The 26,084-nt window shown below is 68.9% G+C and carries 27 protein-coding genes; 13 read left to right on the forward strand and 14 right to left on the reverse strand.

From position 1 onward, the window contains the following. Window positions 1-64: 64 nt before the first annotated feature. A complete protein-coding gene (locus tag BAY61_RS11200) occupies window positions 65-244 on the reverse strand; it encodes a DUF7455 domain-containing protein (RefSeq protein WP_091796020.1) in 180 nt (59 codons plus the stop codon). A 324-nt stretch (window positions 245-568) separates the two neighbouring features. On the opposite strand from BAY61_RS11200, the gene BAY61_RS11205 reads away from it, so the two are divergent. The 3 genes from BAY61_RS11205 to BAY61_RS11215 are packed head-to-tail and all read left to right on the forward strand — an operon-like array spanning window position 569 to window position 3,552. Continuing rightward, window positions 569-1,357, forward strand: coding sequence for an EamA family transporter (locus BAY61_RS11205; protein ID WP_211323486.1), 789 nt, complete (start codon window positions 569-571; stop codon window positions 1,355-1,357). Window positions 1,358-1,395: 38 nt separating this feature from the next. Next, a complete protein-coding gene (locus BAY61_RS11210) occupies window positions 1,396-2,757 on the forward strand; it encodes a type I glutamate--ammonia ligase (protein ID WP_091796026.1) in 1,362 nt (453 codons plus the stop codon). Between the two features lie 3 nt (window positions 2,758-2,760). Continuing rightward, the gene (locus BAY61_RS11215; RefSeq protein ID WP_091796028.1) at window positions 2,761-3,552 is read left to right on the forward strand and encodes a DUF6885 family protein; all 792 of its coding nucleotides are present in this window, start codon (window positions 2,761-2,763) and stop codon (window positions 3,550-3,552) included. Here BAY61_RS11215 and BAY61_RS11220 read toward each other — a convergent pair. The 3 genes from BAY61_RS11220 to ppgK all read right to left on the reverse strand — a co-directional run bounded on the left by BAY61_RS11220 (window position 3,549) and on the right by ppgK (window position 7,538). After that, a complete protein-coding gene (locus tag BAY61_RS11220; protein ID WP_091796031.1) occupies window positions 3,549-4,994 on the reverse strand; it encodes an amino acid permease in 1,446 nt (481 codons plus the stop codon). The genes BAY61_RS11215 and BAY61_RS11220 overlap by 4 nt on opposite strands. 150 nt (window positions 4,995-5,144) lie before the next feature. Next, the gene (locus tag BAY61_RS11225; protein ID WP_091796034.1) at window positions 5,145-6,551 is read right to left on the reverse strand and encodes an RNA polymerase sigma factor; all 1,407 of its coding nucleotides are present in this window, start codon (window positions 6,549-6,551) and stop codon (window positions 5,145-5,147) included. Window positions 6,552-6,776: 225 nt separating this feature from the next. After that, on the reverse strand, window positions 6,777-7,538 hold the full coding sequence (gene ppgK, locus BAY61_RS11230; RefSeq protein WP_091796037.1) for a polyphosphate--glucose phosphotransferase: 762 nt from the start codon (window positions 7,536-7,538) through the stop codon (window positions 6,777-6,779). 72 nt (window positions 7,539-7,610) lie between these two features. Here ppgK and BAY61_RS11235 point away from each other — a divergent pair, with 72 nt between their 5' ends. Continuing rightward, window positions 7,611-8,450, forward strand: a complete 840-nt coding sequence (locus tag BAY61_RS11235) for an inositol monophosphatase family protein (RefSeq protein ID WP_091796040.1) — start codon at window positions 7,611-7,613, stop codon at window positions 8,448-8,450. Window positions 8,451-8,463: 13 nt separating this feature from the next. On the opposite strand, the gene cei is transcribed toward BAY61_RS11235, so the two are convergent. Then, complete coding sequence (gene cei / locus BAY61_RS11240) at window positions 8,464-9,213, reverse strand: envelope integrity protein Cei (RefSeq protein ID WP_170140038.1); 750 nt, start codon at window positions 9,211-9,213, stop codon at window positions 8,464-8,466. A gap of 464 nt (window positions 9,214-9,677) precedes the next feature. On the opposite strand from cei, the gene BAY61_RS11245 reads away from it, so the two are divergent. Further along, a complete protein-coding gene (locus tag BAY61_RS11245; protein ID WP_091796043.1) occupies window positions 9,678-9,986 on the forward strand; it encodes a DUF4193 domain-containing protein in 309 nt (102 codons plus the stop codon). Between the two features lie 169 nt (window positions 9,987-10,155). Here the strand turns inward: BAY61_RS11245 and BAY61_RS11250 are convergent, their stop codons facing one another. After that, window positions 10,156-10,716 carry a DUF3093 domain-containing protein gene (locus tag BAY61_RS11250; protein ID WP_091796046.1) on the reverse strand — a complete coding sequence of 187 codons (561 nt, stop codon included), beginning with the start codon at window positions 10,714-10,716 and terminating at the stop codon, window positions 10,156-10,158. 24 nt (window positions 10,717-10,740) lie between these two features. Here BAY61_RS11250 and dut point away from each other — a divergent pair, with 24 nt between their 5' ends. From dut to BAY61_RS11265, 3 genes are all read left to right on the forward strand, one after another. Then, on the forward strand, window positions 10,741-11,202 hold the full coding sequence (dut, locus tag BAY61_RS11255; protein ID WP_091796049.1) for a dUTP diphosphatase: 462 nt from the start codon (window positions 10,741-10,743) through the stop codon (window positions 11,200-11,202). 7 nt (window positions 11,203-11,209) lie between these two features. Beyond that, on the forward strand, window positions 11,210-11,890 hold the full coding sequence (locus BAY61_RS11260; RefSeq protein WP_091796052.1) for a DUF3710 domain-containing protein: 681 nt from the start codon (window positions 11,210-11,212) through the stop codon (window positions 11,888-11,890). 73 nt (window positions 11,891-11,963) lie between these two features. Beyond that, window positions 11,964-12,614: a LysE family translocator gene (locus BAY61_RS11265; RefSeq protein WP_091796056.1), complete on the forward strand. Its 651-nt coding sequence runs from the start codon at window positions 11,964-11,966 to the stop codon at window positions 12,612-12,614. On the opposite strand, the gene BAY61_RS11270 is transcribed toward BAY61_RS11265, so the two are convergent. Beyond that, window positions 12,611-13,333: an alpha/beta fold hydrolase gene (locus BAY61_RS11270; RefSeq protein WP_245865997.1), complete on the reverse strand. Its 723-nt coding sequence runs from the start codon at window positions 13,331-13,333 to the stop codon at window positions 12,611-12,613. The two genes, BAY61_RS11265 and BAY61_RS11270, sit on opposite strands and share 4 nt — an antisense overlap. A gap of 109 nt (window positions 13,334-13,442) precedes the next feature. On the opposite strand from BAY61_RS11270, the gene BAY61_RS11275 reads away from it, so the two are divergent. Together BAY61_RS11275 and BAY61_RS11280 are read left to right on the forward strand one after the other, a co-directional pair. Then, on the forward strand, window positions 13,443-13,820 hold the full coding sequence (locus BAY61_RS11275) for an OB-fold nucleic acid binding domain-containing protein (protein ID WP_091796061.1): 378 nt from the start codon (window positions 13,443-13,445) through the stop codon (window positions 13,818-13,820). A 16-nt stretch (window positions 13,821-13,836) separates the two neighbouring features. Continuing rightward, complete coding sequence (locus tag BAY61_RS11280) at window positions 13,837-14,589, forward strand: DUF3159 domain-containing protein (RefSeq protein ID WP_420848725.1); 753 nt, start codon at window positions 13,837-13,839, stop codon at window positions 14,587-14,589. A gap of 12 nt (window positions 14,590-14,601) precedes the next feature. Here the strand turns inward: BAY61_RS11280 and BAY61_RS11285 are convergent, their stop codons facing one another. Together BAY61_RS11285 and BAY61_RS11290 are read right to left on the reverse strand one after the other, a co-directional pair. Beyond that, on the reverse strand, window positions 14,602-15,258 hold the full coding sequence (locus BAY61_RS11285) for a potassium channel family protein (protein WP_091796064.1): 657 nt from the start codon (window positions 15,256-15,258) through the stop codon (window positions 14,602-14,604). Continuing rightward, a complete protein-coding gene (locus tag BAY61_RS11290; protein ID WP_091796068.1) occupies window positions 15,258-15,923 on the reverse strand; it encodes a potassium channel family protein in 666 nt (221 codons plus the stop codon). Before BAY61_RS11290 ends, BAY61_RS11285 begins: the two co-directional genes overlap by 1 nt. Window positions 15,924-16,196: 273 nt before the next feature. Between BAY61_RS11290 and BAY61_RS11295 the strand changes: the two genes are divergently transcribed. Both BAY61_RS11295 and BAY61_RS11300 read left to right on the forward strand, forming a co-directional pair. After that, window positions 16,197-18,257: an APC family permease gene (locus BAY61_RS11295; RefSeq protein ID WP_091796071.1), complete on the forward strand. Its 2,061-nt coding sequence runs from the start codon at window positions 16,197-16,199 to the stop codon at window positions 18,255-18,257. After that, complete coding sequence (locus BAY61_RS11300; protein WP_091796074.1) at window positions 18,254-19,429, forward strand: class I SAM-dependent RNA methyltransferase; 1,176 nt, start codon at window positions 18,254-18,256, stop codon at window positions 19,427-19,429. Before BAY61_RS11295 ends, BAY61_RS11300 begins: the two co-directional genes overlap by 4 nt. Here the strand turns inward: BAY61_RS11300 and BAY61_RS11305 are convergent. From BAY61_RS11305 to BAY61_RS11320, 4 genes are read right to left on the reverse strand one after another with little or no spacing between them, the layout of a single operon-like run. After that, window positions 19,426-20,439: an L-idonate 5-dehydrogenase gene (locus BAY61_RS11305; protein WP_091796077.1), complete on the reverse strand. Its 1,014-nt coding sequence runs from the start codon at window positions 20,437-20,439 to the stop codon at window positions 19,426-19,428. The genes BAY61_RS11300 and BAY61_RS11305 overlap by 4 nt on opposite strands. 32 nt (window positions 20,440-20,471) lie before the next feature. Continuing rightward, a complete protein-coding gene (locus tag BAY61_RS11310; RefSeq protein ID WP_091796080.1) occupies window positions 20,472-21,230 on the reverse strand; it encodes a glucose 1-dehydrogenase in 759 nt (252 codons plus the stop codon). A gap of 15 nt (window positions 21,231-21,245) precedes the next feature. Then, window positions 21,246-22,631 carry a GntP family permease gene (locus BAY61_RS11315; protein WP_091796083.1) on the reverse strand — a complete coding sequence of 462 codons (1,386 nt, stop codon included), beginning with the start codon at window positions 22,629-22,631 and terminating at the stop codon, window positions 21,246-21,248. Between the two features lie 56 nt (window positions 22,632-22,687). Beyond that, window positions 22,688-23,194, reverse strand: coding sequence for a gluconokinase (locus BAY61_RS11320; protein WP_091796085.1), 507 nt, complete (start codon window positions 23,192-23,194; stop codon window positions 22,688-22,690). A 189-nt stretch (window positions 23,195-23,383) separates the two neighbouring features. Here BAY61_RS11320 and BAY61_RS11325 point away from each other — a divergent pair, with 189 nt between their 5' ends. Then, window positions 23,384-24,115 carry a FadR/GntR family transcriptional regulator gene (locus tag BAY61_RS11325; protein WP_091796088.1) on the forward strand — a complete coding sequence of 244 codons (732 nt, stop codon included), beginning with the start codon at window positions 23,384-23,386 and terminating at the stop codon, window positions 24,113-24,115. A 377-nt stretch (window positions 24,116-24,492) separates the two neighbouring features. Here BAY61_RS11325 and BAY61_RS11330 read toward each other — a convergent pair whose 3' ends face one another. Beyond that, window positions 24,493-25,968, reverse strand: coding sequence for an aldehyde dehydrogenase family protein (locus BAY61_RS11330; RefSeq protein WP_091796091.1), 1,476 nt, complete (start codon window positions 25,966-25,968; stop codon window positions 24,493-24,495). Window positions 25,969-26,084 lie beyond the last annotated feature (116 nt).

Consider the following 26,084-nt stretch of genomic DNA (forward strand, 5'->3'; position numbering starts at 1 on the left):
AAAGCCGAAGGGCGGGGACCCCTGGCTTGGGGTCCCCGCCCTTCTCGCGGCTGTCAGTGGCGGCTCAGCGCTGGATGTCGGCTTCCAGCTCCTTGAGCTTGGCCTCGTACTCGCGGCCGTGGTGTCCGCAGAAGAGCAGCTCTCCGCCGGTACGAAGTACCGCGCGCAGTTGTGCGGCTGCCCCGCAACGGTCACAACGGTCCGCAGCGGTCAGTTCGGGGCGGGTGAGCGTCGGTGAAGTCATGGGAGTCTCCCTCCGTCCCGGCATCGGAGGCCGATGCCATCAGTTCAGCCACGACCACCGCTGCCTGGCGGCACCAGACTCGGGTGTTCGCTGCTTCCACTCTTGCAGACGTTTCGCGCCCCGCAAGTGTTCCCGTGCCGTTGGGAGGTGTGTCACGTCGAATTACTCCGGATGTCGTAGATCAATCCCGGTTTCCGGGAAAACCCAGGCCAGCGCGGCACGTTTGCCATGGTCAGGCACTATCGGGGGGTGGCTATCGCGGAGCGGAAACGGAGGATCGACAGCATCCCCGCCCCGATCTTGTTCGTTCTCAGCGGAATTTCGATGTACCTCGGCGCGGCGGTCGCGGTCTGGCTTTTCGACGCCGCGTCACCGGGCGGTGTCGCATGGTTACGGTGTCTCGGCGCCGCTCTGATCCTGCTGGCGTGGCGTAGACCACCCTGGTCGGCGTGGCGCGGAAAGCCGCTGTTGCTCGCCGGAGCGTTCGGGCTCGTCACCGCGGGCATGAACGTGGTGTTCTACGAGGCGATCGCCAGGCTGCCCCTGGGCACGGTGGTGGCGCTGGAGTTCACCGGGCCGGTGGTGGTGGCCGCGTTCGGTTCGCGGGGCAGGAGGGACATCGCCGCGCTCGTGCTGGTCGCGGCTGGTGTCGTGTGCATAGCCGACGTGCAGTTGAGGGGGAGCCCTTCCGGGGTGGCGTTCGCGCTCGCCGCGGCCGCGGCCTGGGCCGGTTACATCCTGCTCGGCAAGAAGGTCGCGCTCGGCGGCAACGGCATCGACAGCCTCGCCGTCGGTTTCGCCGTGGCCACCGTGCTGCTCTCGCCGCTCGCGCTGGGGACGGGCGGGGTGTGGGGCTCGCCCTCTCTGCTGACCATGGGCATCGGCGTCGGGCTGCTGGCGACGGTCGTTCCGTACGTGCTCGACCAGGTCGTGTTGCGCAGGCTGGGCCAGGCCCGGTTCGCGGTGTTGCTGGCGTTGCTGCCGGTGACCGCCTCGATCATCGGCTTCGTCGTGCTGGACCAGGTACCCAGCGTGCTGGAGGCGGCCGGCATCCTCGCCGTCGTCGGCGGGGTTGCCCTCCGGTCGCGGGACGAGGCGCGCGAACCGCCGTAACCGTTCCCCTTCCGGCCGTGCGCTGGCAGGATGAGTCGATGACCAAGGCGGCTTCCGCGGCGGCCAAGGACCTGGCAGCCGACGGTGTGCGCGGGGTTCACCTGTCGTGGGCCGACAACAACGGCATCCCGCGCTCGCGCGTCGTGCCCGTCGCGGGCCTCGCCGACGCCGCGGCGCGCGGAGTCGGCGCGACGAGCCTGTTCGCCGTCTTCGACTCACACGACCGGATCACCTATCAGCACGAGGGCCTTGCCACGCCCTCCGGTGACATCAGACTGGTCCCCGTGATCGAACGACTGCGCAGGTTGTCGGGACAGCCCGCGCTGGCGTGGGCACCGATGCGCCAGTCGGCCGCCGACGGGACGCCGTGGCCGTACTGCCAGCGCACCCGGCTCGAACGCCAGGTCGCCGCGGCGGCGGACCACGGCATCGAACTGCTCGCCGGATTCGAGCTGGAGTTCGCCGTGACCTCGGCCGAGGCATCCGACATCGTCGGTTCGCCAGGGCACAGGGGCCCCGCCTACAGTCCGCACGCGCTGGTGCAGCTCGACGCGTTCGTGGCGGCGCTGCTGCGCGACTTCGAAGCCAACGGGCTGCGGATCGGCCAGTTACACGCCGAGTACGGTCTCGCGCAGCTCGAACTCAGTCTCGTGGCCACCGATCCGGTGTCGGCCGCCGATGACCAGCTCCTCGCGAGGCAGACCATTCACGCGGCGGCGCGCGCCAACGGGCTCAAAGTGAGTTTCGCGCCGCTGGTCAGCCCGTACGTGCCGGGAAACGGCTGGCATCTGCACACCTCGCCGTGGCGCAAGGGACGGAACCTGCTGGCTGGCAAGGAGAACCCGGCACGTCCGGTGGGGGAGGGCGCGGCCTACCTCGCCGGGCTGCTGCGTGAACTCGGCGCGATCACGGCGGTGACCGCGCCGAGCGTGCCATCCGGCGCCCGTCTCCGGCCCGGCTATTTCGCCAGCGCCTATGCCTTCTGGGGCGTCGAGAACAGGGAGGCCCCGCTGCGGTTCGTTCCCGGCTCAGCGCTCACCGGCGACGGTCAGGCCAATGTGGAGCTCAAACCGTGTGACGCTTCGGCGAATCCCTACCTCGCGCTGACGGCGGTGCTGGCCGCGGGGCTCGGCGGTATCGCCGACCACGGGGTCCCGCCGGACCCCATAGGGCAGGATCCGGGAACGTGGAGCGCCGGCGAACGCGAGCGCCTTGGCGTGGCGAGGCTGCCCGTGACCCCGGCCGAGCGCGCGGCGGCGCTCGCCTCGTCGGCGCGGATCAGGGAGGCGTTCGGCGACGAGTTGTTCGGCGCGTTCGCCGCAGTGCGCGCCTCGGATGCCGAGTGGGCACAGGACAAATCGCTCGACGAGGTCGTGCACGCGCACCTGTGGCGGTACTGACGAGTGGTCTTGCGTGACGAGGTGCGCTGGTTCCCCCACGCGGAGCGGTTGCTCGACGCGGCGCGGGAGGAAATGCCGCAGAAGGACGAATTGTGCGGGGCGTTCGTCGCGCTCGTGTCGTTGCGTGCCAACGGATTCGCGGTTGCCGACCAGGACGAGGTCGCGAGCGTAGCCGGTACCGTGCTGAGCACGGCCCCCTCGGCGAGCAGACCGGATGGTGAGCAGCCGAGGACCGGCTACCGGATCGAATTGCCGGTCACGGCCGACGCCGCGAAGGCGGGCACCTCGGCCGGGGGCGTGGTGACCGCGCTGGAGACCCTGTCCGGCGGGGCGCTCGGGGTGGTGCCGGTGAGCGGGGACTGGACCGTGATCACCCTGCTGGCCCTGTTCGCGGGACTGTCCGACTTGGAAACGGTCTCGGTGATCGGCAACGTCGACACCGGCGCCTTCGCCGCGCAGGACACGCCCGATCTCGCGTTGCGCGACTATCTGGCGACCGGCATGCCCCCGCTGTGGATGTCGCGGTGGAGGACAGGCCATTTCGTGTTTCTCGCGGGCCTGCTCGTCGGCGAGGAAGGCGCCGTCGTGTCCGTTGTGGACACCTACCCGTCCTTGGGGGAGCGGGGAACGCACCTCCAGCCGATCGAATTCATGGTGTCGGCGCTGCGCAGGGAAGGAATGACTCCCGGTGGGCTGCTGCTTGTCGTTCCGGCCGAGGACGTGCCCTACACCAGATACCTCGTGCTGGCCGCCGGATTGCGCCCCCGGCTGTGGGACAACGGGAGCGCGACCTAACCGCGTTCCCGCTCCTCGGCGGCCAGCCGCGAGTGCCGCCGCCCGTAGCACAGATAGATGAGCAGGCCGAGCGCGAGCCACGCACAGAATCGTAACCAGGTCAGCACGTCCAGATTGAGCATCAGGTACAGGCAGGCCAGCGCTGCGAGGGCAGGAAGAACCGGCGAGAACGGGACTTTGAAGGGCCGGTGCAGGTCGGGCCTCGTGCGGCGCAGCACGGGAACGGCGATCGCCACGATGATCATCGCCGACAACGCTCCGATGCTCACCATGTCCGCGAGTTCACTGATCGGGACGAAAGCGGCGAGCACGGCGATCAGCGCGGCGCCGCCGATGGTGACCCTGTGCGGAGTGCCCCAGCGAGGGTGGACCGTGCCGAGCGGCTTCGGCAGCAGGCCGTCCCTTCCCATCGCGTAGCCGATGCGGCCGATGGTGACGAGTTCGACCATCATCACGGAGGTGAGGCCGGTGACGGCGCCGATGGCGATGATCGCGCCGACCCAGCTCTGGCCGACGGCGCTGAACGCGGCGGCCAGCGGGGCGCCCTCGTCGATGCTCGCGAACGGCACCATGCCGGTGAGCACGAGCGAAACGCCGATGTAGAGCAGCGCGCAGAGCCCGAGCGCGCCGAGGATGCCGACGCGCAGATCCTTGCGAGGGTTGTGGGTTTCCTCGCCGAGGTTGGCGATGGCCTCGAAACCGGTGTAGGCGAAGAACACCACGGCCGCGGCCGTGAGCATGCCCGCGATCCCGTACACCGACTGCTCGAAGCCGAGCGCGGCTTCGACGACGGGCTGGTGCAGCACGCTCGTTCCCTCTTCCGCGGGCCGGGACGGTGGCACGAACGGGGTCAGGTTCGCCGCTTTCACGGAGAACGCGCCGACCGCGATGATCAGCAGGCAGACGGCCACCTTGACGACGACGAGCGTGTTGGTGAAGACGGCGGACTGCCGGATGCCGAGCACCGCGACGGCGGTCAGCGCGGCGATGATGAGCACGGCGCCGATGTTGACGGTCGCGTCCTCCCCGAACAGTTCCTGGGGAAGGCCGAACAGGTTGGCGAGATATCCCGACCAGCCACGGGAAACCACGGCGGCGCCGAGCGCGAACTCCAGCAGCAGGTCCCAGCCGATGATCCAGGCGAAAACCTCGCCGAGAGTGGCGAAAGCGTAGGTGTAGGCGCTGCCGGCGGTCGGCACGCTGGAGGCGAGTTCGGCGTAACAGAGCGCGGCCAGCCCGGCGACGACGGCGCCGATGGCGAAGGAGAGTGTCACCGCGGGGCCCGCGTGGTTTTTGGCCTCGACTCCCGCGAGCGTGAAGATCCCGGTGCCGATGATGATGCCGACCCCGAAACCGACGAGGTCGCGTCCGCGCAACCGGCGTTTCAGCTCGCCGGTTTCCTGCCGCTTGAGTACTTCGTCGACGTTGAGCGTGCGGAACATACTCACCGGCAACACCGTAGATCAGGTGAGGGCTTCCCGCGCGCCAACGTCGGAGAAAGTCCACTGAGGACAGAGCGAGGCCGGTGAAAAAAGACCTGCCCCCGGGTTGCTTCCCAGGGGCAGGTCTTTGCTGAATCCGGAGTCCGGTGATCAGTCCAGGTAGTCGCGAAGGACCTGCGACCGCGAAGGGTGCCGCAGCTTGGACATGGTCTTGGACTCGATCTGCCGGATCCGCTCGCGGGTCACGCCGTAGACCTGGCCGATCTCGTCTAAAGTCCTCGGCTGTCCGTCGGTGAGGCCGAACCGCAGCCGCACCACACCGGCCTCGCGCTCCGACAGCGTCTGAAGCACCGACTGGAGCTGGTCCTGGAGCAGCGTGAACGACACGGCGTCGACGGCGACCACGGCCTCGCTGTCCTCGATGAAGTCACCGAGCTGCGAGTCGCCCTCGTCGCCGATCGTCTGGTCGAGCGAGATCGGCTCCCTCGCGTACTGCTGGATCTCCAGTACCTTCTCCGGCGAGATGTCCATCTCCTTGGCGAGCTCTTCCGGAGTCGGCTCGCGGCCGAGGTCCTGCAAGAGTTCGCGCTGGATCCGGCCGAGCTTGTTGATCACCTCGACCATGTGCACCGGGATACGGATGGTGCGGGCCTGGTCGGCCATGGCGCGGGTGATGGCCTGCCTGATCCACCAGGTGGCGTAGGTGGAGAACTTGAAGCCCTTGGTGTAGTCGAACTTCTCGACGGCGCGGATCAGGCCGAGGTTGCCCTCTTGGATCAGGTCGAGGAAGGCCATGCCACGGCCGGTGTAGCGCTTGGCCAGCGACACCACGAGCCGCAGGTTCGCTTCGAGCAGGTGGCTCTTGGCCCGCTCACCGTCGCGCACGATCCACTTGAGGTCGCGCCGCATCTGGGTGGTGAGCTTCTCGCCTTCGTCCTCGGCGACCCTGACTCGTTCCGCCGCGTAGAGGCCGGCCTCGATGCGCTTGGCGAGTTCGACCTCCTCCTCGGCGTTCAACAGAGCGACCTTGCCGATCTGCTTGAGGTAGGCACGAACCGAGTCGGCCGACGCGGTGAGCTCGGCGTCCTTGCGGGCCTGCCGCAGCGCCTCCGACTCCTCCTCGTCCCAGACGAAGTCGGGATCGTTGGAGGACCGGGGCTTGGTGCCGCTGCTGGCCTCTTCCTCGCCCTCGCTCTCCTCCGTTTCCTCGGTCACCGTGGCGTCGACGACGTCGACCTCCACCGATTCCACTTCGAGGTCGGCCAGATCGACGTCCTCGAGTTCGGAAGCGTCGATGTCCTCGCCGAGCTCGGAGGACTGACCGGCTTCGCCCTTGGTGCTGGACTTGCCGGTCTTGGCGTTCTTGCGGGACTTCGCGGGCGCCTTCTTCGCGGCCGACTTGGAATCCGGCGCGTTCGCGTCTGGCGTGGCCGTCCCGTTCGCGGCCGCCTCGGTGTCCTCGGCTGTCGCTTGCTTGGCGGCGCTCGTTGTCTTCGTCCCGCTTCGGGTTGCGGTCTTTGCGGCTGCCACGTACGCCCTTTCGCAGCGGTCGATCATGACGAACCGAGACGGCGAGCGTCCCGGCTGCCTTAGATTTGGGGAACATACCCCGGCCTGCGGTTTTACCTTCCGCAGCCGAGGGGCGTGTTCCATTGTAACGACGATGCCTTTGTGCGTCGCCAAGCGATCAACTTTTCGCCGACCGCCAGGCGCGTCGGAGGGCCCCGAAAGGGCACTTGCCCGCCGGGCTTTCCGGTGGCCGTCGGTGGTTGTCAGTGGCCGTCAGTGACCGATGCCCTCGGCAGCGGCGGCCGCCGCGCCCACGATCCCCGCGTTGTTCAGCAACGATGCGACGATCACCGGAGTGCGGATGTCCAGCAGCGGCACCCACCGGTCGGCCTTCTTGCTGACGCCGCCGCCCACGACGAACAAATCCGGCGCGATGAGATTTTCGAGCACAGTCAGGTAACGATCGACGCGCTTGGCCCAGTCCGGATAGGAAAGCCCCTCGTTGTCCTTGGCCGAGGCGGCCGCTTTCTTTTCCGCATCATGCCCGTCGACTTCGATATGCCCGAATTCGGTGTTGGGGACGAGCTTGCCGTCGTGGAAGAGGGCGCTGCCGATGCCGGTGCCGAAGGTCAGCAGCGCGACAACGCCGGAGCGGGTCACCGGGTCGCCGAACCGGATCTCGGCGATTCCGGCCGCGTCGGCGTCGTTGAACAGCGCCACGTCGTCGGGATTCCGGTGCAGTCGCGCGGCGAACAGCGCGTCGGCGTCCGTGTCGATCCAGCTCCGGTCGATGTTGGCAGCGGTGAGCGCCACGCCGTTCTTGATCACCGAAGGCAGGGTGATCCCGACCGGGCCCCGCCAGTCGAAGTTCTCCACGATCTCGGCGACGACGTCGGAAACGGCTCCCGGCGTCGCGGGCTGAGGGGTGTCGATCCGCAGCCGGTCGCCGATCAGCTCGCCCTTTTCGAGGTCGACGAGGGCGCCCTTGATCCCACTACCGCCGATGTCGATACCGAAACCCCGGTTCGAGGTCATGGACGCCGTCCCTTCCTTCTCGATTCAGATGGCCTTGGCGGAGACTTTAGCGGGGTGTGATCCCATGGTGGAGTGGGAGTTGACGAAGCCGATCGGACCGCACTGACCGAGACCGCCGAGCGGGTGGCGGCCGAAGCGGGTGAACTGGTGCTGGCCGCACGGGAATCCATGCTCGCGGGCAGGGCCGTCGCCGTGGACACCAAGACGAGCGAGACCGACGTGGTGACCGCGGTCGACCACGAATCGGAGCGGCTGATCCGGGCGCGCCTCGCCGAACTGCGGCCGGGTGAACCGGTACTCGGCGAGGAGGGCGGTGGTCCGGCCGCGGGGAAGGACGGGGCCACGCCGGGCACCGTCACCTGGGTGGTCGACCCGATCGACGGAACCGTGAATTTCCTTTACGGGCTACCGGAATTCGCCGTCTCCGTCGCCGCTCAGGTCGACGGTGTCTCGGTGGCCGGTGCGGTCGTCGAACCCGTCAGCGGGCGGCACTGGACCGCGACGAGGGGGCTCGGTTCGTGGCTCGACGGGCGGAGGCTGAGCACATCCGCGCCGCCTCGGCTCGAACTCGCGCTGCTCGGCACGGGCTTCGCCTATCTGCCGGAGCGCAGGGCGCGCCAGGCCGACATGGTCGCCGCGTTGCTCGGCCACGTAAGGGACATCAGGAGGCCGGGCTCGGCCTCGCTCGACCTGTGCTTCGTCGCTGCTGGCTGGACCGACGCCTACTTCGAGCACGGCCTCAAGACCTGGGACTGGGCCGCCGGCGCGCTCGTCGCCGAGGAGGCAGGCGCCGTCGTGTCGTTGCCTGGCGCCGATCCCGCGCTCGGTGCCGACGGCACGCTCGCGGCCGCGACGTCGATCGCGGAGCCGTTGCGCGAGGTGCTGATCAAATGCGGGGCGGGCGGAATCTAGCGCGTGCCCAGGGTCAGCAGTGGCTGGGCTCCGCGTCGGCGAGCAGTTCCTCTTCGATGACGGGGCCCCTTCCCGAGGAGGACTGCTCCCCGTTTCCGGTGCCCTTGTGCTCGGCCGACCACGCGTTGAGCTTCTTAAGGATGTCCATGCCCGCCGGAAGCGGGCGCACGTCGTTGAAGCTCGTGCCGACGGCGAGGTCGACGGTGGCGTCCTGCCGGTTGTCCTTCACGAGTTGCAGGCACGGGTCGATGAGCTGGATCGTGCGCGCGGCGGCGGCGCCGTTCTCGCCGTAGCGGATCTGGCCGTGACAGCTCGCCGTGGCTTTCTCGTCGGGATAGGCGGGATCGTTTTCCGGCTCGGCGATCTGTGTGAAACCCAGTTGGCGCAATCCTTCGGTGGTGATCGCGGCCTGGCCTCTCGTGCCGCTGGCGTTGAGCACGCGCAGCGCGATCCGGTCCGGTGGCGTCGGCTGGCTGCCTGCCAGCGCGTCGTAGGGCTGCGGCGCGTAGGTCACGCCCTCGGGCGGCGTGGCGGCCGGCGTGCAGCGGATGGCCTCGTCGATGTTCTCGTTGGTCGCGATCGCTTTCACCCACACGAACACCGCGACCACTCCGAGCAACGCGATCACGATGAGCGCGGGCAGTGGCTTGCGCTTGCGATACGGCTTCGCCTTGCCTCCGGCCCGCGCGGCGGCCCCGGGGCCTCCGGGAACACCCGAAACCCCGTAGCCAGCAGAACCTGCGCTGCCCCCGCTCCCCGACACCTGCGCCGTCCCTTCCGATAACCCCGCTCGGAAACTTCTCTTACACCGACACCGTCGTTGCTGATCAGCCTAGGCGTTACACGTCGTCCCGCAGGGGGCGCCTTCGGATGGCACCACGCGAGCGGGTGGCCCGGCAACCAGGCCACCCGCTCGCCCAGCCTGCCGATACCGGCGTGCAACCCGATCGGCGTAACAGCAGCTCACGCACGGATTACACCTGATGGGTGACGTATCTTAAGCCTTGGGTGACCTGTTTCGAGTTGGGGTATGCCGTGGGCTACCCTCTCCGGGCCTCAGGGCGAAGATCGGAAGTCTCGAATAGAGACCTCCCTCACTGTCGTTTCGGGCACAAACACGGGCGCTGGAACGTTGACCAGCGGCACGAAGGACTCTCAAGGGACTTCCAGGGAGGAGCTTGGGAGTCCGCGTACACGTACAAAAGCTGATCGCAGGGGTGAAGGACAATGGCGACCGACTACGACGCTCCGCGCCGCAGCGAAGCCGACGAGCTTGCCGAAGACTCGTTGGAAGAACTGAAGGCACGGCGCAACGAGACGCAGTCTGGCGTGGTCGATGTAGACGAAGACGCGACTGCCGAGAACTTCGAACTTCCCGGGGCCGACCTCTCCGGGCTGTCGGGTGAGGACCTGACCGTCAAGGTCGTTCCGAAGCAGGCCGACGAGTTCACGTGTTCGGTGTGCTTCCTGGTGCACCACAGGAGCAGGCTGGCCGAGGAGGCCGGTGGGCGGCTGATCTGCCGCGACTGCGCCTGAGGTCGAGGCGGCACCGCGTCGCGAGCGGTGCACCAGGAGGGGACTACAGGATTCACGGGATCACGGGGTGACCGAACGGGTGGTCGAGCGGATGCTCGGCCACCCGGTTTCGCTTCAGGCGCTGGTCTCGGTCGTGCTTCGGAGAGGTCTCGGCGGGATCTCACCGGGGTCAGGGCTGGTCACCCTTCGACGGGTCCCCACTGTCCCTGCTGTCCCTGCCGTCTTCGTGCTCGGCGGGGCGGCCGGGGGCCGCGTCGCGCACCAGCGCGGCCAGCCGCTCGGGACGGCGGGTGCTGACGAGCCAGTACGGGGTCGGGTCCTCCGGGTCGGTGAGCCGGATTCGCACCAGCGAGGGCACCCAGCCCCTGTGCGCGACGAACGCGGCGGGGTCGAGTTCCGGCCCGAGCGCCTTTCGCTTGTCCTGCTTGCCGATGACCTCGACATCGCCGGCGAAGCGCAAGGGCAGGTGTGCGTCGCCGACCCACAGTTCGGGTTCCTCGCCCTCGGTGACGCGCACGGAAAGCCTGCCCATGCCGACGAGCAGTACCGCGGTGAGCGGCAGCAGTACGGCATAGGGAAGCCAGCCGCGAAGGCCCGGGTATCCCATGTGGATCTCCGCGGCCAGCAGCGTCGCGCCGACCAGCGGCAACGGCCAGACCCACCAGGTGACGTAGAGCCGCTCGCTGAAGCCGGGCCGTGCCTTGGTTCGCTCAGGTGTACTCGTGCCCACGGGCTCAGGGTAGTCTCGCGTGTCGTGTCCAGCGTGCAGGTCCTGCTTTCTCGTATCGATCCCGGCGTCCCGCTTCCGATCTACGCGCGGAAGGACGACGCGGGCGCCGACCTCGTCACCACCTCCGACCTGGTGCTCAAGCCGGGTGAGCGGGCGATCGTCGGCACCGGTATCGCGATCGCGCTGCCTTCCGGCTACGCGGGTTTCGTGCACCCGAGGTCGGGACTGGCGGCGAGGGTGGGGCTTTCCATCGTCAACACTCCCGGCACGATCGACGCGGGCTACCGTGGCGAGATCAAGGTGTGCCTGATCAACCAGGACCCGCTGGAGCCGGTCACGCTCGCGAGGGGCGACCGGATCGCGCAGCTCGTCGTTCAGCGCGTCGAGCACGCCGAATTCGTCGAGGTCGCCGAATTGGAAGCCACCCAGCGGGGCGCGGGCGGCTACGGTTCGACTGGTGGGCATGCGGCACTTGGAACGGAGTAGGTGAGTAGTGGGCATTTTCAGCAGGAATCGCAGGGGAGAGGACGAACCGGAGGAGTTCGACACCACCTCTGAGCCGGCCGGGGCCGGCGACGAAGAGCAGGCCCTCGACGGCCCCTTCGACGACGGCGACGCGCCGGAGGACGGCAGGCCGCGCATGGACCTCGGTTCGGTGAGGGTGCCGGTCCCCGACGGGTCCCAGGTCCAGGTCGAGATGGATCAGCAGACCAACAACGTGCGCGCCGTGCACGTGGTGACGCCCCACGGCCAGGTCACGATCAGCGCCTACGCGGCACCACGCTCGGGGGGCCTGTGGAAGGACGTCAGCAACGAGCTGACCGAGCAACTGCGCTCTGACGGCGCGAAGGTCTCGGCGGGCAGGGGCGAGTGGGGCATCGAGCTCTCCGCGATCGTCGGTGAGGTCGCGCTGCGCTTCGTCGGTGTCGACGGACCACGCTGGATGCTGCGCGGCGTCATCGCGGGCCCGCAGTCGCAGGCCGCGCACGCGCCGCAGATGCTCAACGACATCGTGCGCGACACGATCGTCGTGAGGGGAGACGCGCCCATGCCGCCTCGCACCCCGCTGCCGATCAAGCTGCCCGACGCGGTCGCCGAGCACATCCTCGAACAGCAGGGCCAGCAGCAACAAGCGCAGCAGCAACAACGCCAGCAGCAACAGTCGAGGCGCTGAGGCACGCGCCAGCCGGGTCGGCGCTGCCCCGGCTCACGCGGGCCCGCCGTCGGGTTCGAGGGAGAAGAGACACGTGCCCACCTCGGCGGAATGGCTGATTTTCCTCGGCACGGCAACGCTTTTCGCGATCACTCCCGGCCCGGGGATCCTGTACGTCCTTGCCCGCAGTATGCGCGGGGGACGCTCGGAGGGGATCCGGTCCTCGCTCGGCAACAGCCTCGGCGCCGCCGTGCACGTGATCGCCGCGGCACTGGGACTGTCCGCGCTGCTTGCGACCTCGGCCGTGGCCTTCACCGTCGTGAAGATCGCGGGCGCCTGCTATCTCGTCGCGCTCGGCCTGCACGCGATCCTACGCAGGCACGACGACGGCGTGGGTGGCGCTGGTGGCGCTGAGCCCGCGACGGCGGGCGGGGTGCGCAGGGCTGCCCGCTCACCCTTCGGGCAGGGCATCATCACCGAACTGCTCAATCCCAAGACGGCCTTGTACTTCATGGCGCTGCTGCCACATTTCGTCCATCCGGAGACCGCGCCGGCGCCGCTGGTGTTTCTCGTGCTCGGCCTGATCGCGCTGGCGATGGCGCTGGTGGCCGACCTGGCCGTCGCTCTGCTCGCGGGAACACTGGGCGCCAGGCTGATGGCGAGCCCGCGATGGCGGGTGAGGCAACGCGTCGCCAGCGGCCTCACGATGGTCGGGCTCGGCGGTTTCGTGGCCGTCGCTGATTAGGTCGTGGCCGACCTCGCCCGCAGCCAGCCGAGCACGGCGGCTCTGCCGAGTACTTCCCGGTCGGCGCCGAACGCGGTCAGCGTGGTCTCGTACAGCCGGGCGTTCGGCAGCGCCGCTGCCCAGGACCGGGCTACCTCGACCGGGTGAATCGGGTCGTCGGCGCAGGCGGCGAGACCGAAGGGAACCGGTATCCCCTCCAGTGCCCGCAGCGTCGGCGCGGGGTGGCCCGCGGCGGTCCTCAGGCTCTCCGCGAGTCCCTGCCCGTGCCCGCGCCACGCCCTGGCCAGTTCGACGGCCAGCCACGGCTGCACCCCCGCTACGGCGGTGCGCAGCGCCGCCTCGACCCCGGAGCCGGACACGAGCTCGGCGCTCAGCGTCGCCGCCGTCGCGGCCGGTGCCGAACCTGGCGCGCCGTTCCACGCCGGCAGGGCGGCGAGCACCCCCGCGCAGCGGCCGGGGTCGCGCAGTGCCCACTCGGTGGCAAGGTGGGCGCCGAGCGAGATACCGCCGACCACGATCGGCGAGCGGGCCCGTGCTGCGAACTCGTCGAGGATGCGCAGGTAGCCGCTGGTCACGGCCGCCCCTGGGGGAGGAGCGGGGGCGATGAGCGGAATCCCGAGCGCACGAAGCGGGCCCGCGAACACCGAGCGGACGAACACCTCGTCGGAGCCCGTGCCCGGCAGCAGGACGGCGATGGGTCTCGGCATAGCGGAGGTCACGTTGCGATACTGGCGCACATCCGCTTCGCTGTCGGCGGCAGAGCCACGAGAGCTACCCTGAATACGTACGGGCCGTCATGCCGGGCCCCGAGCACGGGAGCAGACGCCTATGTCCGCCAAAGACGGCGGCTACTTCAGCCGGCTGGTACGCAGGCTGACCAGTGACGTCGAGCAATTGGATGCCGACGACCTCTCCGAGAAGTCGGAGGCGAGCGGCGCGCGGCGAGCCTGCGACTGCCGCTCCGGCGAGGAGGTGACCGTTCTCGGCAGGCTGCGTAGTGTGGATTTGTGCCCGGCGAGTGAGGTGCCGACGCTGGAGGCCGGTCTCTACGACGGAACCGACGAGGTGACGCTCGTGTGGTTCGGGCGCCGCAGGATCGCCGGAATCGAACCCGGTCGTACCATCAAGGCGCGGGGCCGGATGGCCGAGCGTAATGGCCAGAAAGTGTTGTACAACCCGTACTACGAACTGTTGCAGACAACCTAGCCGAGAGTTTTCACGCGTGACTGAGCCGCAGCCCGACCGCGACCGCACCACCAGTACCGGCGCACCGCAGCCACCTGAGGAGGAACGGGAGCGGGAACCCACGATGCTCGAACAGATGGGTGGCGCCTCGGGGCTGTTCTACTCGTCCGTTCCGATCATCGTGTTCGTGCTCGCCAACTCGATTTTCGGGCTGGGTGTCGCGATCTGGAGCGCGCTGGGCGCCGCCGTGGCGATCACCGTGCTGCGGCTGGTGCGCAAGGAGCCGTTGCAGCCTGCGATCTCCGGCTTCTTCGGCGTCGCCATCGCCGCCTTCATCGCCTACCGCACCGGTTCGGCGAAAGGGTTCTTCCTCTTCGGCATCTGGGCGAGCCTCGTCTACGGTGGCGCGCTGGTGCTTTCGGTGATCGTCAGGCGGCCGCTGGCCGGTGTGGTGTGGGGATTCCTGAACGGGTCGGGTCAGGAGTGGCGCAAGGACAAGCCTTCGCGCTTCGGCTACGACATCGCCACGCTGGCGCTTGCCGTCGTGTTCTTCGCCAGGTTCATCGTGCAGCGCTGGCTCTACGACGAGGACTACACGGGCTGGCTCGCCTTCGCCAAGATCGCGATGGGCTATCCGCTCTACGGGCTCGCGCTGCTGGTCGTGGTGTGGGCGGTGCGCAGATCGGACAAGCGGCTCAAGGACATCGTCGCCGTGGAGAAGGAAACCGACGCGCAGGTGGAGGAGCGGCTGCGGCTCAAATACAGCGGGCGCCCCACCCCTGAGGGCTGACGGCGCGATCGCTCAGTAGCCGAGTGCCGTCCTGATCTGTGGTTCCACATCGGAGGGGGAGACGAACAGCAGTTCGTCTCCCCCTTCGAGCGGATCGTCGGGTTGTGGCACGATGACTCGTTCGCCGCGCAGGATCGTGACGAGCGCGGCGTCCTTCGGCAGCGCGAGATCCCGCACCGGTTTGCCTGCCAGCGGCGTGTCCGGGGGCAGTGTCAGTTCGACCAGGTTGGCCTGGCTCTGCCGGAAGGTCATCAGCCGGACGAGATCGCCGACGCTGACCGCTTCCTCGACCATCGCCGCCAGCATGCGCGGGGTCGACACCGCGACGTCGACGCCCCAGCTTTCGTTGAACAGCCATTCGTTGGCGGGGTTGTTGACCCTGGCCACGACCCTGCGCACCGCGAACTCCGTTTTGGCAAGCAGCGAGACGACGAGGTTGGCTTTGTCGTCTCCGGTCGCCGCGATCACGACGTCGCAGCGTTCGATGCCGGATTCCTCAAGCGTCGACACTTCACAGGCGTCGCCGAGCACCCAGTCGGCCTGCTCGACGCTGTCGGGGATGAACTGTTCCGACTGCCGTTCGATGAGCATCACCGTGTGGCCCGCTTCGACCAGTTCGGCCGCGATCGAACGGCCGACCGCGCCCGCGCCCGCGATGGCGACCCGCATCAGTTCTCCTCCTCGGGTGCCTTGGCCGCGATGCTGGTGACGTCGCTGACGGTGCCGGAGCGCGCCGCGACGTACACGTCGTCGTCGGCCTGGAGCACCGTTTTCGCGTCCGGTAGCACCCCGGTTCCGAATCGCATGATGAACGCGACTCGCGATCCCGTCGCGGCCTCCAGTTCCCGCACGCTGGAACCGACCCAATCCTCGTGCAGCGGCAACTGCAGCAGTGCCACCGTTCCGCTGGGGTCGCGCCACGACGTGGCGACCCCGCCGGGGAGCAGGGTCCGCAGGAACCGGTCGGTCGTCCACGGGACGGTGGCGACCGTGGGGATTCCGAGCCGTTCGTAGACGGCCGCGCGTTTGGGGTCGTAGATGCGGGCGACCACGTGCTCGACGCCGAAGGTCTCGCGCGCGACCCTCGCGGAGATGATGTTGGAGTTGTCCCCGCTGGAGACCGCGGCGAAGGCGCCGGCCCTGCCGAGGCCCGCCTCGGTGAGCACCTGCCTGTCGAAGCCCATCCCGACCACCTGCCTGCCGTGGAAGTCGCTGCCGAGCCTGCGGAAGGCGTCCCTGTCCCTGTCGATGACGGCGACCTCGTGACCGAGCCGTTCCAGCGCCGCGGCGAGGGAGGCGCCGACCCTGCCGCATCCCATGATCACCACGTACACGCCGTGCCTCCTCCGTTTCGCGGTCCTGTGCTCGCGCAGAACCTACCCCGCGACGGGCACCAGTGGCGCGCCGGTGAGCCCAATCGTCCTTTCACCGCTTTCCCGGAATCCGGAAAGCGGTGAAATCCGGCGATACCGTCATTTTCCGGTCTCTTGGCGACCGATGCCGCATTTTCCGAATTGTGCCGTTTCCCCGGGCGGCGGGCACGACGAAGCGTGCGGAAGTGGTCACGTCCGCACGGTGCTCACCCCGTCGCCGATTACGCTCCTGCCGTGCCCAAGTTCGCCACCGTGACGAAACGGCTCCTGCTGGGCCGCCCCTTCCGCAGCGACCGCCTCGCGCACACGCTGCTGCCGAAGCGGATCGCGCTTCCGGTGTTCGCGTCCGACCCGATGTCGTCGGTCGCCTACGCGCCGGAGGAGATCCTGCTGGTGCTCTCCGTCGCGGGTGCCTCGGCCTACGTCTACAGCCCGTGGATCGGCCTGGCCGTCGCGATCGTCATGGCGACCGTCGTCGCGTCCTACCGGCAGAACGTCAAGGCATACACCTCGGGTGGTGGCGATTACGAGGTCGCCACCGTCAACCACGGGCCGAGGTGGGGCCTTGCCGTCGGCAGCGCGCTGCTCGTCGACTACATCCTCACCGTCGCGGTCTCCATCGCCTCCGCCGCGGCCAACATCGGCTCGGCCGTTCCGTTCGTGGCCACCCACAAGGTGGAGTTCGCCATCGTGGCGATCCTGTTGCTGATGGCCGTCAATCTGCGCGGGGTACGGGAATCGGGTACCGCGTTCGCGATTCCCACCTATGCCTTCGTCACCGGGATACTGGTGATGATCGGCTGGGGAGCCTTCAGTGCCTTCGTGCTCGGCGAGACTCCGCGGGCCGAGAGCGCCGGTTTCGAACTCGTCGCAGAGGAACAACACCTCGCTGGGCTCGGTTTCGCGTTCCTGATCCTGCGTGCCTTCTCATCGGGCAGCGCCGCGCTGACCGGTGTCGAGGCGATCGCCAACGGTGTTCCCGCCTTCCGCAAACCCAAGGGCCGCAACGCGGCGACCACCCTGCTGCTCATGGGAACGCTCGCCATCACCATGTTCCTCGGCCTGCTGTTCCTTGCGAACCTCACCGGCGTGGTGATGGCTGACGATCCCGCGCACCAGCTCGTCAACGCGCCGGAGGGCTACGAGCAGAAGACACTCGTCGCCCAGCTCGCCGGCGCGGTGTTCGCCGGTTTCCCTCCCGCCGTCTGGTACGTCATCTTCTTCACCGGCCTTATCCTCGTGCTCGCCGCCAACACCGCGTTCAACGGTTTTCCCGTGCTGGGCTCGATTCTCGCGCAGGACCGGTTCCTGCCACGGCAGCTGCACACCAGGGGCGACCGGCTGGCTTTCAGCAACGGCATCCTGTTCCTGGCCGGATTCGCGATCGTGCTGGTGATCGCGTTCGACGCCGAGGTGACCAGTCTCATCCAGCTTTACATCGTCGGGGTGTTCGTGTCGTTCGTGCTCAGCCAGAGCGGCATGATCCGGCACTGGAACCGGTTGCTGCGCACGGAAAACGACCCCTCGGCGCGGCGTGCGATGCGCAGGGCGCAGACCGTCAACACGCTCGGTCTCGTCATGACCGCCTCCGTGCTCGTGGTCATCCTCGTCACCAAGTTCCTGGCTGGCGCGTGGATCTCCATCGTCGCCATGGCCGCGGTCTACTTCCTGATGGGTGCCATCCGCAAGCACTACGACCGGGTCGCCGCCGAGCTCAAGGAGGCCGAGGGCGAACAGGTGACCCTTCCCGCGCGCAATCACGCGATCGTGCTGGTGTCCCAGCTTCACCGGCCCGCGCTGCGGGCGCTGGCCTACGCCAAGGCGACCCGCCCCGACGTGCTGGAGGCGGTGACGGTCAACGTGGACGACGCCGACACCAGGAAGCTGGTGGCCGCGTGGGACAAGCGCGGGATCTCGATTCCGCTGAAGGTCGTCGAGTCGCCCTACCGCGAGATCACCAGGCCGGTTCTCGACTACGTCAAGCGGATCAGGGGCGGTCATCCGCGCAACGTGGTGACCGTGTTCATCCCCGAGTACGTCGTGGGCCGCTGGTGGGAGCAGCTTCTGCACAACCACAGCGCACTGCGGCTCAAGGGCAGGCTATTGTTCCAGTCTCGGGTGATGGTGACCAGCGTGCCGTGGCAACTCGAATCGTCGAAGCGGGTCTCCATGAGAGCGGAGCAGGCCCGGCCACGCGCGGGTGATGTGCGGCGCGGGCTGTCCGGCCCTCCGCGCGGTCCCGGCGAGCCGAGCGACGGCAACGACAGCGGCAAGAGTCAGGATTCGGGTACGTGAGTGAGAACTGGGCAGGCCGCAGGCTGGAACTCGAAGTGGGTTCCGTCGCGCACGGAGGACACTGCGTGTCCAGAGTGGACGGGCGGGTGGTCTTCGTCCGGCATGCGCTGCCCGGCGAGCTCGTCGTCGCCGAAGTCACCGAGGACAAGGGAAAGTCGTTCTGCCGCGCGGACGCGGTGCGCGTACTGCGCCCCTCGCCGGACCGGGTCGAACCACCGTGCCCTTCGGCTGGGCCAGGACTGTGCGGCGGCTGCGACTGGCAGCACGCCACCCCGGAAGCCGCGAGGGCGCTCAAGGCCGATGTCGTCGCCGAGCAGCTTCAACGACTGGCGGGAATCACCTGGCCGGTCACGGTGGAGGAGTTGCGGCCGGCTCCGTTGCGCTGGCGCACCCGCACCAGGTTCGTCGCCGGTGAGGGCGGAAAAGCGGGATTGCGCGCCCATCACAGCCATCGCGTGATCCCGCTGGACGACTGCCCGATCACGATGCCGGAAGCGGCAGGGGCGGTGTTGTCCCGCACGTGGCGCAGGGGCAGCGAGATCGAGGTCACCGAGGACGGCGCGGGCCGTGTCCACCTTCGCCAGGACACCCGGCAGCTCAAGGGCGGGGTGGCGAAGGAGCGGGCCGCGGGCCGGAGCTGGCGGTTGTCCTCGCACGGTTTCTGGCAGGGCCATCCCGCCGCTGCCGACGCGCTAGCCGGGGTGGTGGGGGAGTGGGCCGCCGCCTCGCCGGGACAGCGGGCGTGGGATCTCTACGCGGGAGTCGGCATTTTCGCGTCCGTCCTCGCCGGACAGGTCGGCGAGGAGGGTTCCGTGCTCGCCGTCGAATCCGGCAGGAGGGCCGTCGCCGACGGCGAGTCCAACCTGGCTGATCTTCCTCAGGTCGGCTGGCGTTGCGGGAGAGTCGAACACGTACTGTCCACACTGGAGGAACAGGTGGACGTCGTCGTCCTCGATCCGCCGCGCAAGGGCGCGGGCAAACAGGTCGTCGACGCCATCGCGGCAGCCGAAGCGCACCGCGTCGTGTACGTCGCGTGCGATCCGGCCGCGCTGGCCCGCGATGTCGCCACGTTCGCGGGCCACGGCTACTCACTACGGGAACTGCGCGCGTTCGACGCCTTCCCGATGACCCACCACGTCGAGTGTGTCGCGCTGCTGAGCCGGTCGTACTAGCAGCGCAGCAGCACCTTGCCCGACGCCGAAGGGTCGGCGGCCACCGCGAACGCGGTTTCCGCTTCCCGCAACGGAAATTCGTGGCTGATCACCGGTTCCACGTCGAGTGACCCGTCCCCGAGAGCCGCGATCACCTCGGCCATCTCGGTGTGGAAACGGAACGAGCCGGCGATCGTGAGTTCTCTCGTCGCGACGAGCCCGGCGGGAAACGGCTGTTCCGGCTTCGGGGGAAGTCCGAGCAATACCAGGTGCCCACCGCGGCGCAGCCCCGCCACCGCCGTCGCGACCCCCGAGGGGGAGCCGGACGATTCGATGGCCACCTCGGCGTCGAGTCCCGGGGGCGGAGGTCCGGTGAAACCCGTCGTCGCGCCCAGCAGCCCGGCGATCCGTACCGGCCGCTCGTGCAGGTCGGTCACCACGATCTCGCCCGCTCCCGCGCGCCGCAGCACGGCGACAACGAGCGCGCCGATCGGTCCCGCGCCGACGACCAGCACCCGCTTTCCCTTCACCTCGCCCGCTCTCGACACCGCGTGCCATGCGACTGAAGCGGGTTCGGCGAGCGCGCCCTTCCGCACGGGCACCGTGTCCGGCAGTGGCAGCAACCGGCCTGCCGTCACCACGAACCGTTGCGCCAGCGCGCCGTCGGTGTGCGGGACGCGTGCCGCCGAGCCCAGATAGGACGTGCGCGGGCACAGGCTCGCCCTCCCGGCGGCACAGTAATCGCAGCCGCCGCAGGGAGAGGCGGGGTGAACGGCAACCGCGGTACCCTCGGCGGGACCGGACCCGTCGGCCGCGGCGCTGAGCACGTGGCCCGCGACCTCGTGTCCCAGCACCATGGGCGCGCGCAACACCGACTCGCCGACCGCGCCGTGCGACCAGTAGTGCAGATCCGAACCGCAGATGCCGCCGTAGCCGACGGCGACGACGGCCTCGTGCGGTGCGGGCTCCTTCACGGCGCGCCGTTCGATCCTGATGTCGCCCGCGCCACGGGCGACCAGCGCCTCGCACATGCTTGCCGTACCTGCCTTTCCTCGTTCGCCGCTCAGACGACCGCGGTCATTCCGCCGTCGACGTAGAGCACCTGACCGGTGACGAAGTCCGACGCCGCCGACGCGAGGAAGACCGAGGGGCCGACGAGATCACGCACCTCGCCCCAGCGCCCCGCCGGTGTCCTTCCGGTGACCCACGCGCTGAATCCGGTATCGGCCACCAGCGCCGAGGTCAGTTCGGTGTCGAAGTAGCCGGGTGCGAGCCCGTTGACCCGCACCCCGTGCGGGGCCCATTCCGCGGTCATCGCGCGGGTGAGATTGCGCAGCCCGCCCTTGGCGGCCGTGTAGGCGGCGATCGAGGGCCGCGCCAGCTCCGACTGCACCGAACAGATGTTGATGATCTTCCCGCCGCCACGCTCGATCATGCCGCCCGCGACGGCCCTTCCCACGACGAACGCGCTCGTGAGATCCGTGCGCAGCACCGATTCCCACTGGGCCAGCGGAAGCTCAAGCAGCGGCTGCCTGTGCTGGAAAGCCGCGTTGTTGACCAGGATGTCGACCCCGCCGTGCCGCTCGGTGAGTTCGCCGACGGCCGCCGTGACGGCGGCTTCGTCGGTCACGTCGAAGGCAAGCGCTTCCGCGTTCGAGCCCAGCGCCGCGCGGGCGGCGGCGAGCGTGCCCTCGTCTCTTCCGTTGAGCACGACGGTCGCTCCGGCTTCGGCGAGTCCTCGCGCGATGGCATTGCCGATGCCACGGCTGCTTCCGGTGACGAGCGCGAGCTTCCCGGTCAGGTCGAACAGGCTGGATGTCATGGTTGCTCCCCGGTGCTAAGCGATGACGAACAGCAGGCTGGCCAGCCCGAAGCCCATCAGGCCGATGGTGGTCTGCATGACGGTCCAGGTCTTCAGCGTGGTCTTGACGTCCATGCCGAAGAACCGGCCGACCAGCCAGAAACCGGAATCGTTGACGTGGCCCGCCGTCACCGAACCCGCGGCGAGCGCGAGCACCAGCGCCACCACCTCGACGCTGTTGAAGCCGCCGGTGAGCACGATCGGCTGCACGAGCCCGGCCGCGGTGGTCAGCGCGACGGTCGCCGAGCCCTGCGCGATGCGCAGCACCGTGGCGATCAGGTAGGCGGCCACGATCACCGGAAGGCCGAGGTCGGCCATCGCGTCGGACAGCGCGTCGCCGATCCCGCTGGCGCGAAGCACTCCGCCGAACATGCCGCCCGCACCGGTGATGAGGATGATCGAGCAGACCGGGCCCAGCGCGGAGTCGACCAGCTTCTCCAGCATCTCCTTGCCCTGCCCGCGCCGCGTGCCGAGCACGTAGCTCGCGACGAACACGGTGATGAGCAACGCGATCGGCGTCGATCCAATGGCCCTCGCGACGTTGAACCAGCTCGCCTGGCTGTCGACCCAGCCGGCTTCGCCCGCCGTGTTGAGCCCGGTGTCGGCGAAGATCAGTACCAGCGGCAGCAGCAGCATCGCCACGACGGTCGCCGGCTTGGGCGGGTCCTGCTTGTCTTCCTCCTGCTCGCCGCCGGAGAGCAGGTCGGGAACCGGCAGAACCAGCTTGCGGCCGATCCACAGGCCGTAGAGGTAGCTGGTGAGGAACCAGGTGGGGATTGCGATGAGGAGACCGAACAAGATGACGAGACCCACGTCGGCCTGGAGCAGCCCGCTCGCCGCGACCGGTCCAGGGTGTGGGGGCACGTAGATGTGCATCACGGAGAACGCGCCCGCGGCGGGAAGGCCGTAGCGCAGGACACCGCCACCGAGCCTGCGGGCGACGGCGAACACGATCGGCAGCATCACCACGAGCCCGGCGTCGAAGAAGATCGGGAATCCGAACAGCAGTGAGGCGATACCGAGCGCGAACGGTGCGCGCTGCTCGCCGAATCTCCGGATGAGCGCGTCGGTGAGGGTTTGCGCGCCGCCGCTGACCTCGACCAGCCTGCCGAGGATGGCGCCGAGCCCGACGAGCAGCGCCACGCTGGCCAGCGTCGAGCCGAAGCCTTCGGTCAGCGTGTCGATCACGTCTCCGGCCGGGATGCCGGTCGCGAACGCGGTGGCGGCGCTGACGACCACCAGCGCGAGGAACGCGTGAACTCGCAAAGTGATGATCAGGAACAACAGCACGGCGATCGCGCCGGCCGCGATCCCGAGCAGTGGTCCCGCGCCGAGAGTCTGGGTCCACTCTTCGGTTTCCATACAACAGCTCCGTTGCTCGTGTTTTCCGGTGAGTAGGGGACGGGTTTTGGTGCCGGTTACGGGAGGCCGAGCTCGCGCAGCGCGGTATCGGCGATCTCGGAAGGTGGTGCGGAGATGTCGACGGTGATGCCGTCTTCGTCAGCCGCGAGCGGTTCCAGGTCGCCGACCTGGGAGCCGAGCAGGTCCGGAGGCATGAAGTGCCCGGAACGCCGCGACAGTCTGCTCGCGATCAGCTCGGTGCCGCCGCTGAGGAAGACGAACCGTACCCGCGACTCCGCCTCGCCGAGAATCGCGCGGTAGGAGCGTTTCAGCGCCGAACACGTGACGACGGTGTCGCGCCCCAGCGCGTCCTTCGTGGTGATCCAGTCCCGGATCGCCGCCAGCCAGGGCGCGCGGTCGGCGTCGGTGAGCGGGATGCCTGCCGACATCTTGTCGATGTTGGCCTCGGGGTGGAACTCGTCGGCTTCGGCGAGCTGCCAGCCGAGTCGCTCGGCAAGCAGCTCGGCGATGGTGGTCTTGCCCGCGCCCGACACACCCATCACGACCAGGCAGGTCGTCGCCATACCCCGCTCCTCGACTTAAAGGTACTATCTTTGGCGCCGAAAGATAACACCAATTGGGGAGCGAGGGAAGAGCGGGCTCGGGATAGGCTGAGAGGGGTTTTTGGGCGGCGTGCGGTGTCCGTGAGCGGACGCGATCACCAGTGGAGAAGAGCAGACGTGACCAAGTCCGGGCCGGGACGGCCCGCTGAGATGGCGAGGCGGGAAGACGGCAGGGCGGCGGTCGAGGTCGCCGTGTTGCACAGCACGGTGCTCGACACGATCGGTCTCGACATCACCTGCGGCAAACTGGCGGCGGGCGATGTCCTCACGCTGGAGGGAATTCAGGACCGCTTCGCCGTTTCCCGCACCGTGGCGAGGGAAACCATGCGCATCCTCGAATCGATGGGGCTCGTGCGGTCGCGCAGGCGGGTCGGGATCACGGTACGGACGCCCGAATCCTGGAACGTGTTCGACCCGAGGGTCATCTGGTGGCGGCTGTCCGGGTCGGGGCGGGACGCGCAACTGCGGTCGCTCACCGAACTGCGGATCGCGATCGAACCGCTGGCCGCTGCGGCGGCCGCGCGCAGCGCCTCCGGCGCCGAGCGGGCCAGAGTCGTCGAGGTCGCCGATGGGATGCGAGGTCTGGGTGAGGCCGGCAGGCTCGACGAGTTCCTCGAATACGACATCGCCTTCCACACGCTGCTGCTGAGATCCAGTGGCAACGAGATGTTCGGCGCGCTCGCCGACGTCGTGGCCGTGGTGCTGCGGGGGAGGACCCAGTTGGGGCTGATGCCGCACCAGCCGGTGCCGGAGGCGCTGGCTTTGCACGAATCCGTGGCGCACGCGGTGGCCGACGGCAGGGCCGACATCGCGGAGGAGGCGATGCGGGAACTGCTGGCCGAGGTGCGCGACGCCATGCGTCCGCTGTGGCAGCGTCCCTGACGAGAGCCGCGCGAGTCCCCCGCTCACGTCGTCGAGTGCTGCGCCCAGGCCGTCGAGTTCCGCGCTCAGGGTGCCAAGTGCTGCGCTCAGGCCGTCGAGTGCTGCGTTCGCGCCGGTGACGTCCGCAACCGCGCTCGCGGGAACGCGAAGCCTGAAGCCATGCCACCAGGATCACGAAAGCCAATCGCGTTACCCGTGCGGAACGCGGTGCGCCGCCACGGGTTTCGCGCATGTCGGCGAGGGTTCCGCAGCACTCGGATGCCGGTTTGCGCGCCCTGGACGCGGATCTCGCCGTCCCGAACGCGGATCTCGGCGTCCTGGGCGGGGGACTCGCGCACGACCCGCGCGCACGACCGGCGCGGGCCGCGCGCGGGCGGCTAGGCTCCTCCGGCGAACCAGCGCAGCGGCTTCGGGCGCAGGTTCTGGTAGATGTGCTTCACTTCCTGGTACTCGGCAAGCCCGGACGGCCCCAATTCCCTCCCGAAGCCGGACTGCTTGTACCCACCCCATTCCGCCTGCGGCAGGTAAGGGTGGAAGTCGTTGATCCACACCGTTCCGTGCCGCAGCCTGCCCGCGACGCGTTGGGCGCGCCCGGCATCCGAGGTGAATACCGCTCCGGCGAGGCCGTAGTGCGTGTCGTTGGCGATCCGCACGGCCTCGTCCTCGTCCTGGAAGGTCTCGACCGTCAGCACCGGCCCGAACGACTCCTCGGTCACGGCCGTTCCGCCACGTGCCACGTCGTCGAGCACGGTGGGCAGGTAGTAGTAACCGTCGGCGAGCCGGGCCTCGGCGGGCCTGCGCCCTCCGGTGCGCAGCGTCGCGCCCTCGGCGAGCGCGGCGGCGACATAGCTCTCGACCTTGTCCCTGTGCCCGGCCGAGATCAGCGGCCCCGTCTCCGCTTCCTCGTCGAACGGCCCGCCGAGCCGGATGGTCTCCGCCCTGCGGACCACCTCGTCGACGAAGGCGTCGCGAATGCCGTCCTGCACGATGAGCCGGGAGCCCGCTGAGCACACCTGACCCGAGTGCAGGAAGATCGCGGTGAGCGCGTAGTCGACGGCGGTGTCGAAGTCGGCGTCGGCGAAGACGACGTTGGGGTTCTTGCCACCGAGTTCGAGCGCGACCTTCTTGACGGTGGCCGCCGCGGCGGCGGCGATGCGCCGCCCCGTGCCGAGCCCGCCGGTGAAGGAAACCAGATCGACGTCGGGATGCTCGGCAAGCGGCGCGCCTGCCTCTGCTCCGGCGCCGAGCACGAGGTTGCCGGCGCCAGGGGGCAACCCCGCCTCGGCAAGCGCGTCCATGAGCAGGATCGCGGTGTGCGGCGTGAGCTCACTCGGCTTGAGAACGAACGTGTTTCCGGCAGCCAGCGCGGGTGCGACCTTCCACGCCACCTGGAGCAGCGGGTAGTTCCACGGCGTGATCAGTCCGCACACGCCGACGGGCTCGTGGACGACGCGGCTGAACGTGTCCGGGTCGCCGGTGTCGACGACTCTCCCCGCCGAGGACCCGGCGAGCTTGCCGTAGTAGCGCAGGCAGGAGATGACGTCGGCCATGTCGTATTCGCTCTCGACGAGGCGCTTGCCGGTGTCGAGCGATTCGGCGCGGGCGAAGGCCGCGGCGTCCCTTTCGATCAGCTCGGCGGTCCGCAGCAGCAGATCGCCTCGCGAGGTGGCGGCCGTCGAGGCCCACGTGCCCTCGTCGAAACACGCGCGTGCCGCCGCGATCGCGGCCTCGGTGTCTTCCCTGCCGCCTTCGGCGACGGTGCCGACGAGCGAACCGTCGGCGGGGCAGTGGATCCGCCGGGTGCTGCCGTGCCGGACGGGGGTCCAGGTCCCGCCGATGAATACGTTCGCCATCCACTCTCCTCGGCGTGCTGTCGGGGCGCGCGGAATCCTACGGGACACCCGTCTCCGCGCCATCGGGGTTGTTTCGCTTGCCCGATCGACGGCAGTCGCGGTCACCGACGGTGACC

The organism is Prauserella marina, from assembly GCF_002240355.1.
GTDB lineage: Bacteria > Actinomycetota > Actinomycetes > Mycobacteriales > Pseudonocardiaceae > Prauserella_A > Prauserella_A marina.

Bases quoted from the DNA above. Each gene is read 5' to 3' on its own strand.
- BAY61_RS11200 (WP_091796020.1), bottom strand. From the start codon at position 244: ATGACTTCACCGACGCTCACCCGCCCCGAACTGACCGCTGCGGACCGT.
- BAY61_RS11205 (WP_211323486.1), top strand. From the start codon at position 569: ATGTACCTCGGCGCGGCGGTCGCGGTCTGGCTTTTCGACGCCGCGTCA.
- BAY61_RS11210 (WP_091796026.1), top strand. From the start codon at position 1,396: ATGACCAAGGCGGCTTCCGCGGCGGCCAAGGACCTGGCAGCCGACGGT.
- BAY61_RS11220 (WP_091796031.1), bottom strand. From the start codon at position 4,994: ATGTTCCGCACGCTCAACGTCGACGAAGTACTCAAGCGGCAGGAAACC.
- BAY61_RS11225 (WP_091796034.1), bottom strand. From the start codon at position 6,551: ATGATCGACCGCTGCGAAAGGGCGTACGTGGCAGCCGCAAAGACCGCA.
- ppgK (WP_091796037.1), bottom strand. From the start codon at position 7,538: ATGACCTCGAACCGGGGTTTCGGTATCGACATCGGCGGTAGTGGGATC.
- BAY61_RS11245 (WP_091796043.1), top strand. From the start codon at position 9,678: ATGGCGACCGACTACGACGCTCCGCGCCGCAGCGAAGCCGACGAGCTT.
- BAY61_RS11275 (WP_091796061.1), top strand. From the start codon at position 13,443: ATGTCCGCCAAAGACGGCGGCTACTTCAGCCGGCTGGTACGCAGGCTG.
- BAY61_RS11285 (WP_091796064.1), bottom strand. From the start codon at position 15,258: ATGCGGGTCGCCATCGCGGGCGCGGGCGCGGTCGGCCGTTCGATCGCG.
- BAY61_RS11305 (WP_091796077.1), bottom strand. From the start codon at position 20,439: ATGTGCGAGGCGCTGGTCGCCCGTGGCGCGGGCGACATCAGGATCGAA.
- BAY61_RS11310 (WP_091796080.1), bottom strand. From the start codon at position 21,230: ATGACATCCAGCCTGTTCGACCTGACCGGGAAGCTCGCGCTCGTCACC.
- BAY61_RS11315 (WP_091796083.1), bottom strand. From the start codon at position 22,631: ATGGAAACCGAAGAGTGGACCCAGACTCTCGGCGCGGGACCACTGCTC.
- BAY61_RS11320 (WP_091796085.1), bottom strand. From the start codon at position 23,194: ATGGCGACGACCTGCCTGGTCGTGATGGGTGTGTCGGGCGCGGGCAAG.
- BAY61_RS11325 (WP_091796088.1), top strand. From the start codon at position 23,384: ATGGCGAGGCGGGAAGACGGCAGGGCGGCGGTCGAGGTCGCCGTGTTG.
- BAY61_RS11330 (WP_091796091.1), bottom strand. From the start codon at position 25,968: ATGGCGAACGTATTCATCGGCGGGACCTGGACCCCCGTCCGGCACGGC.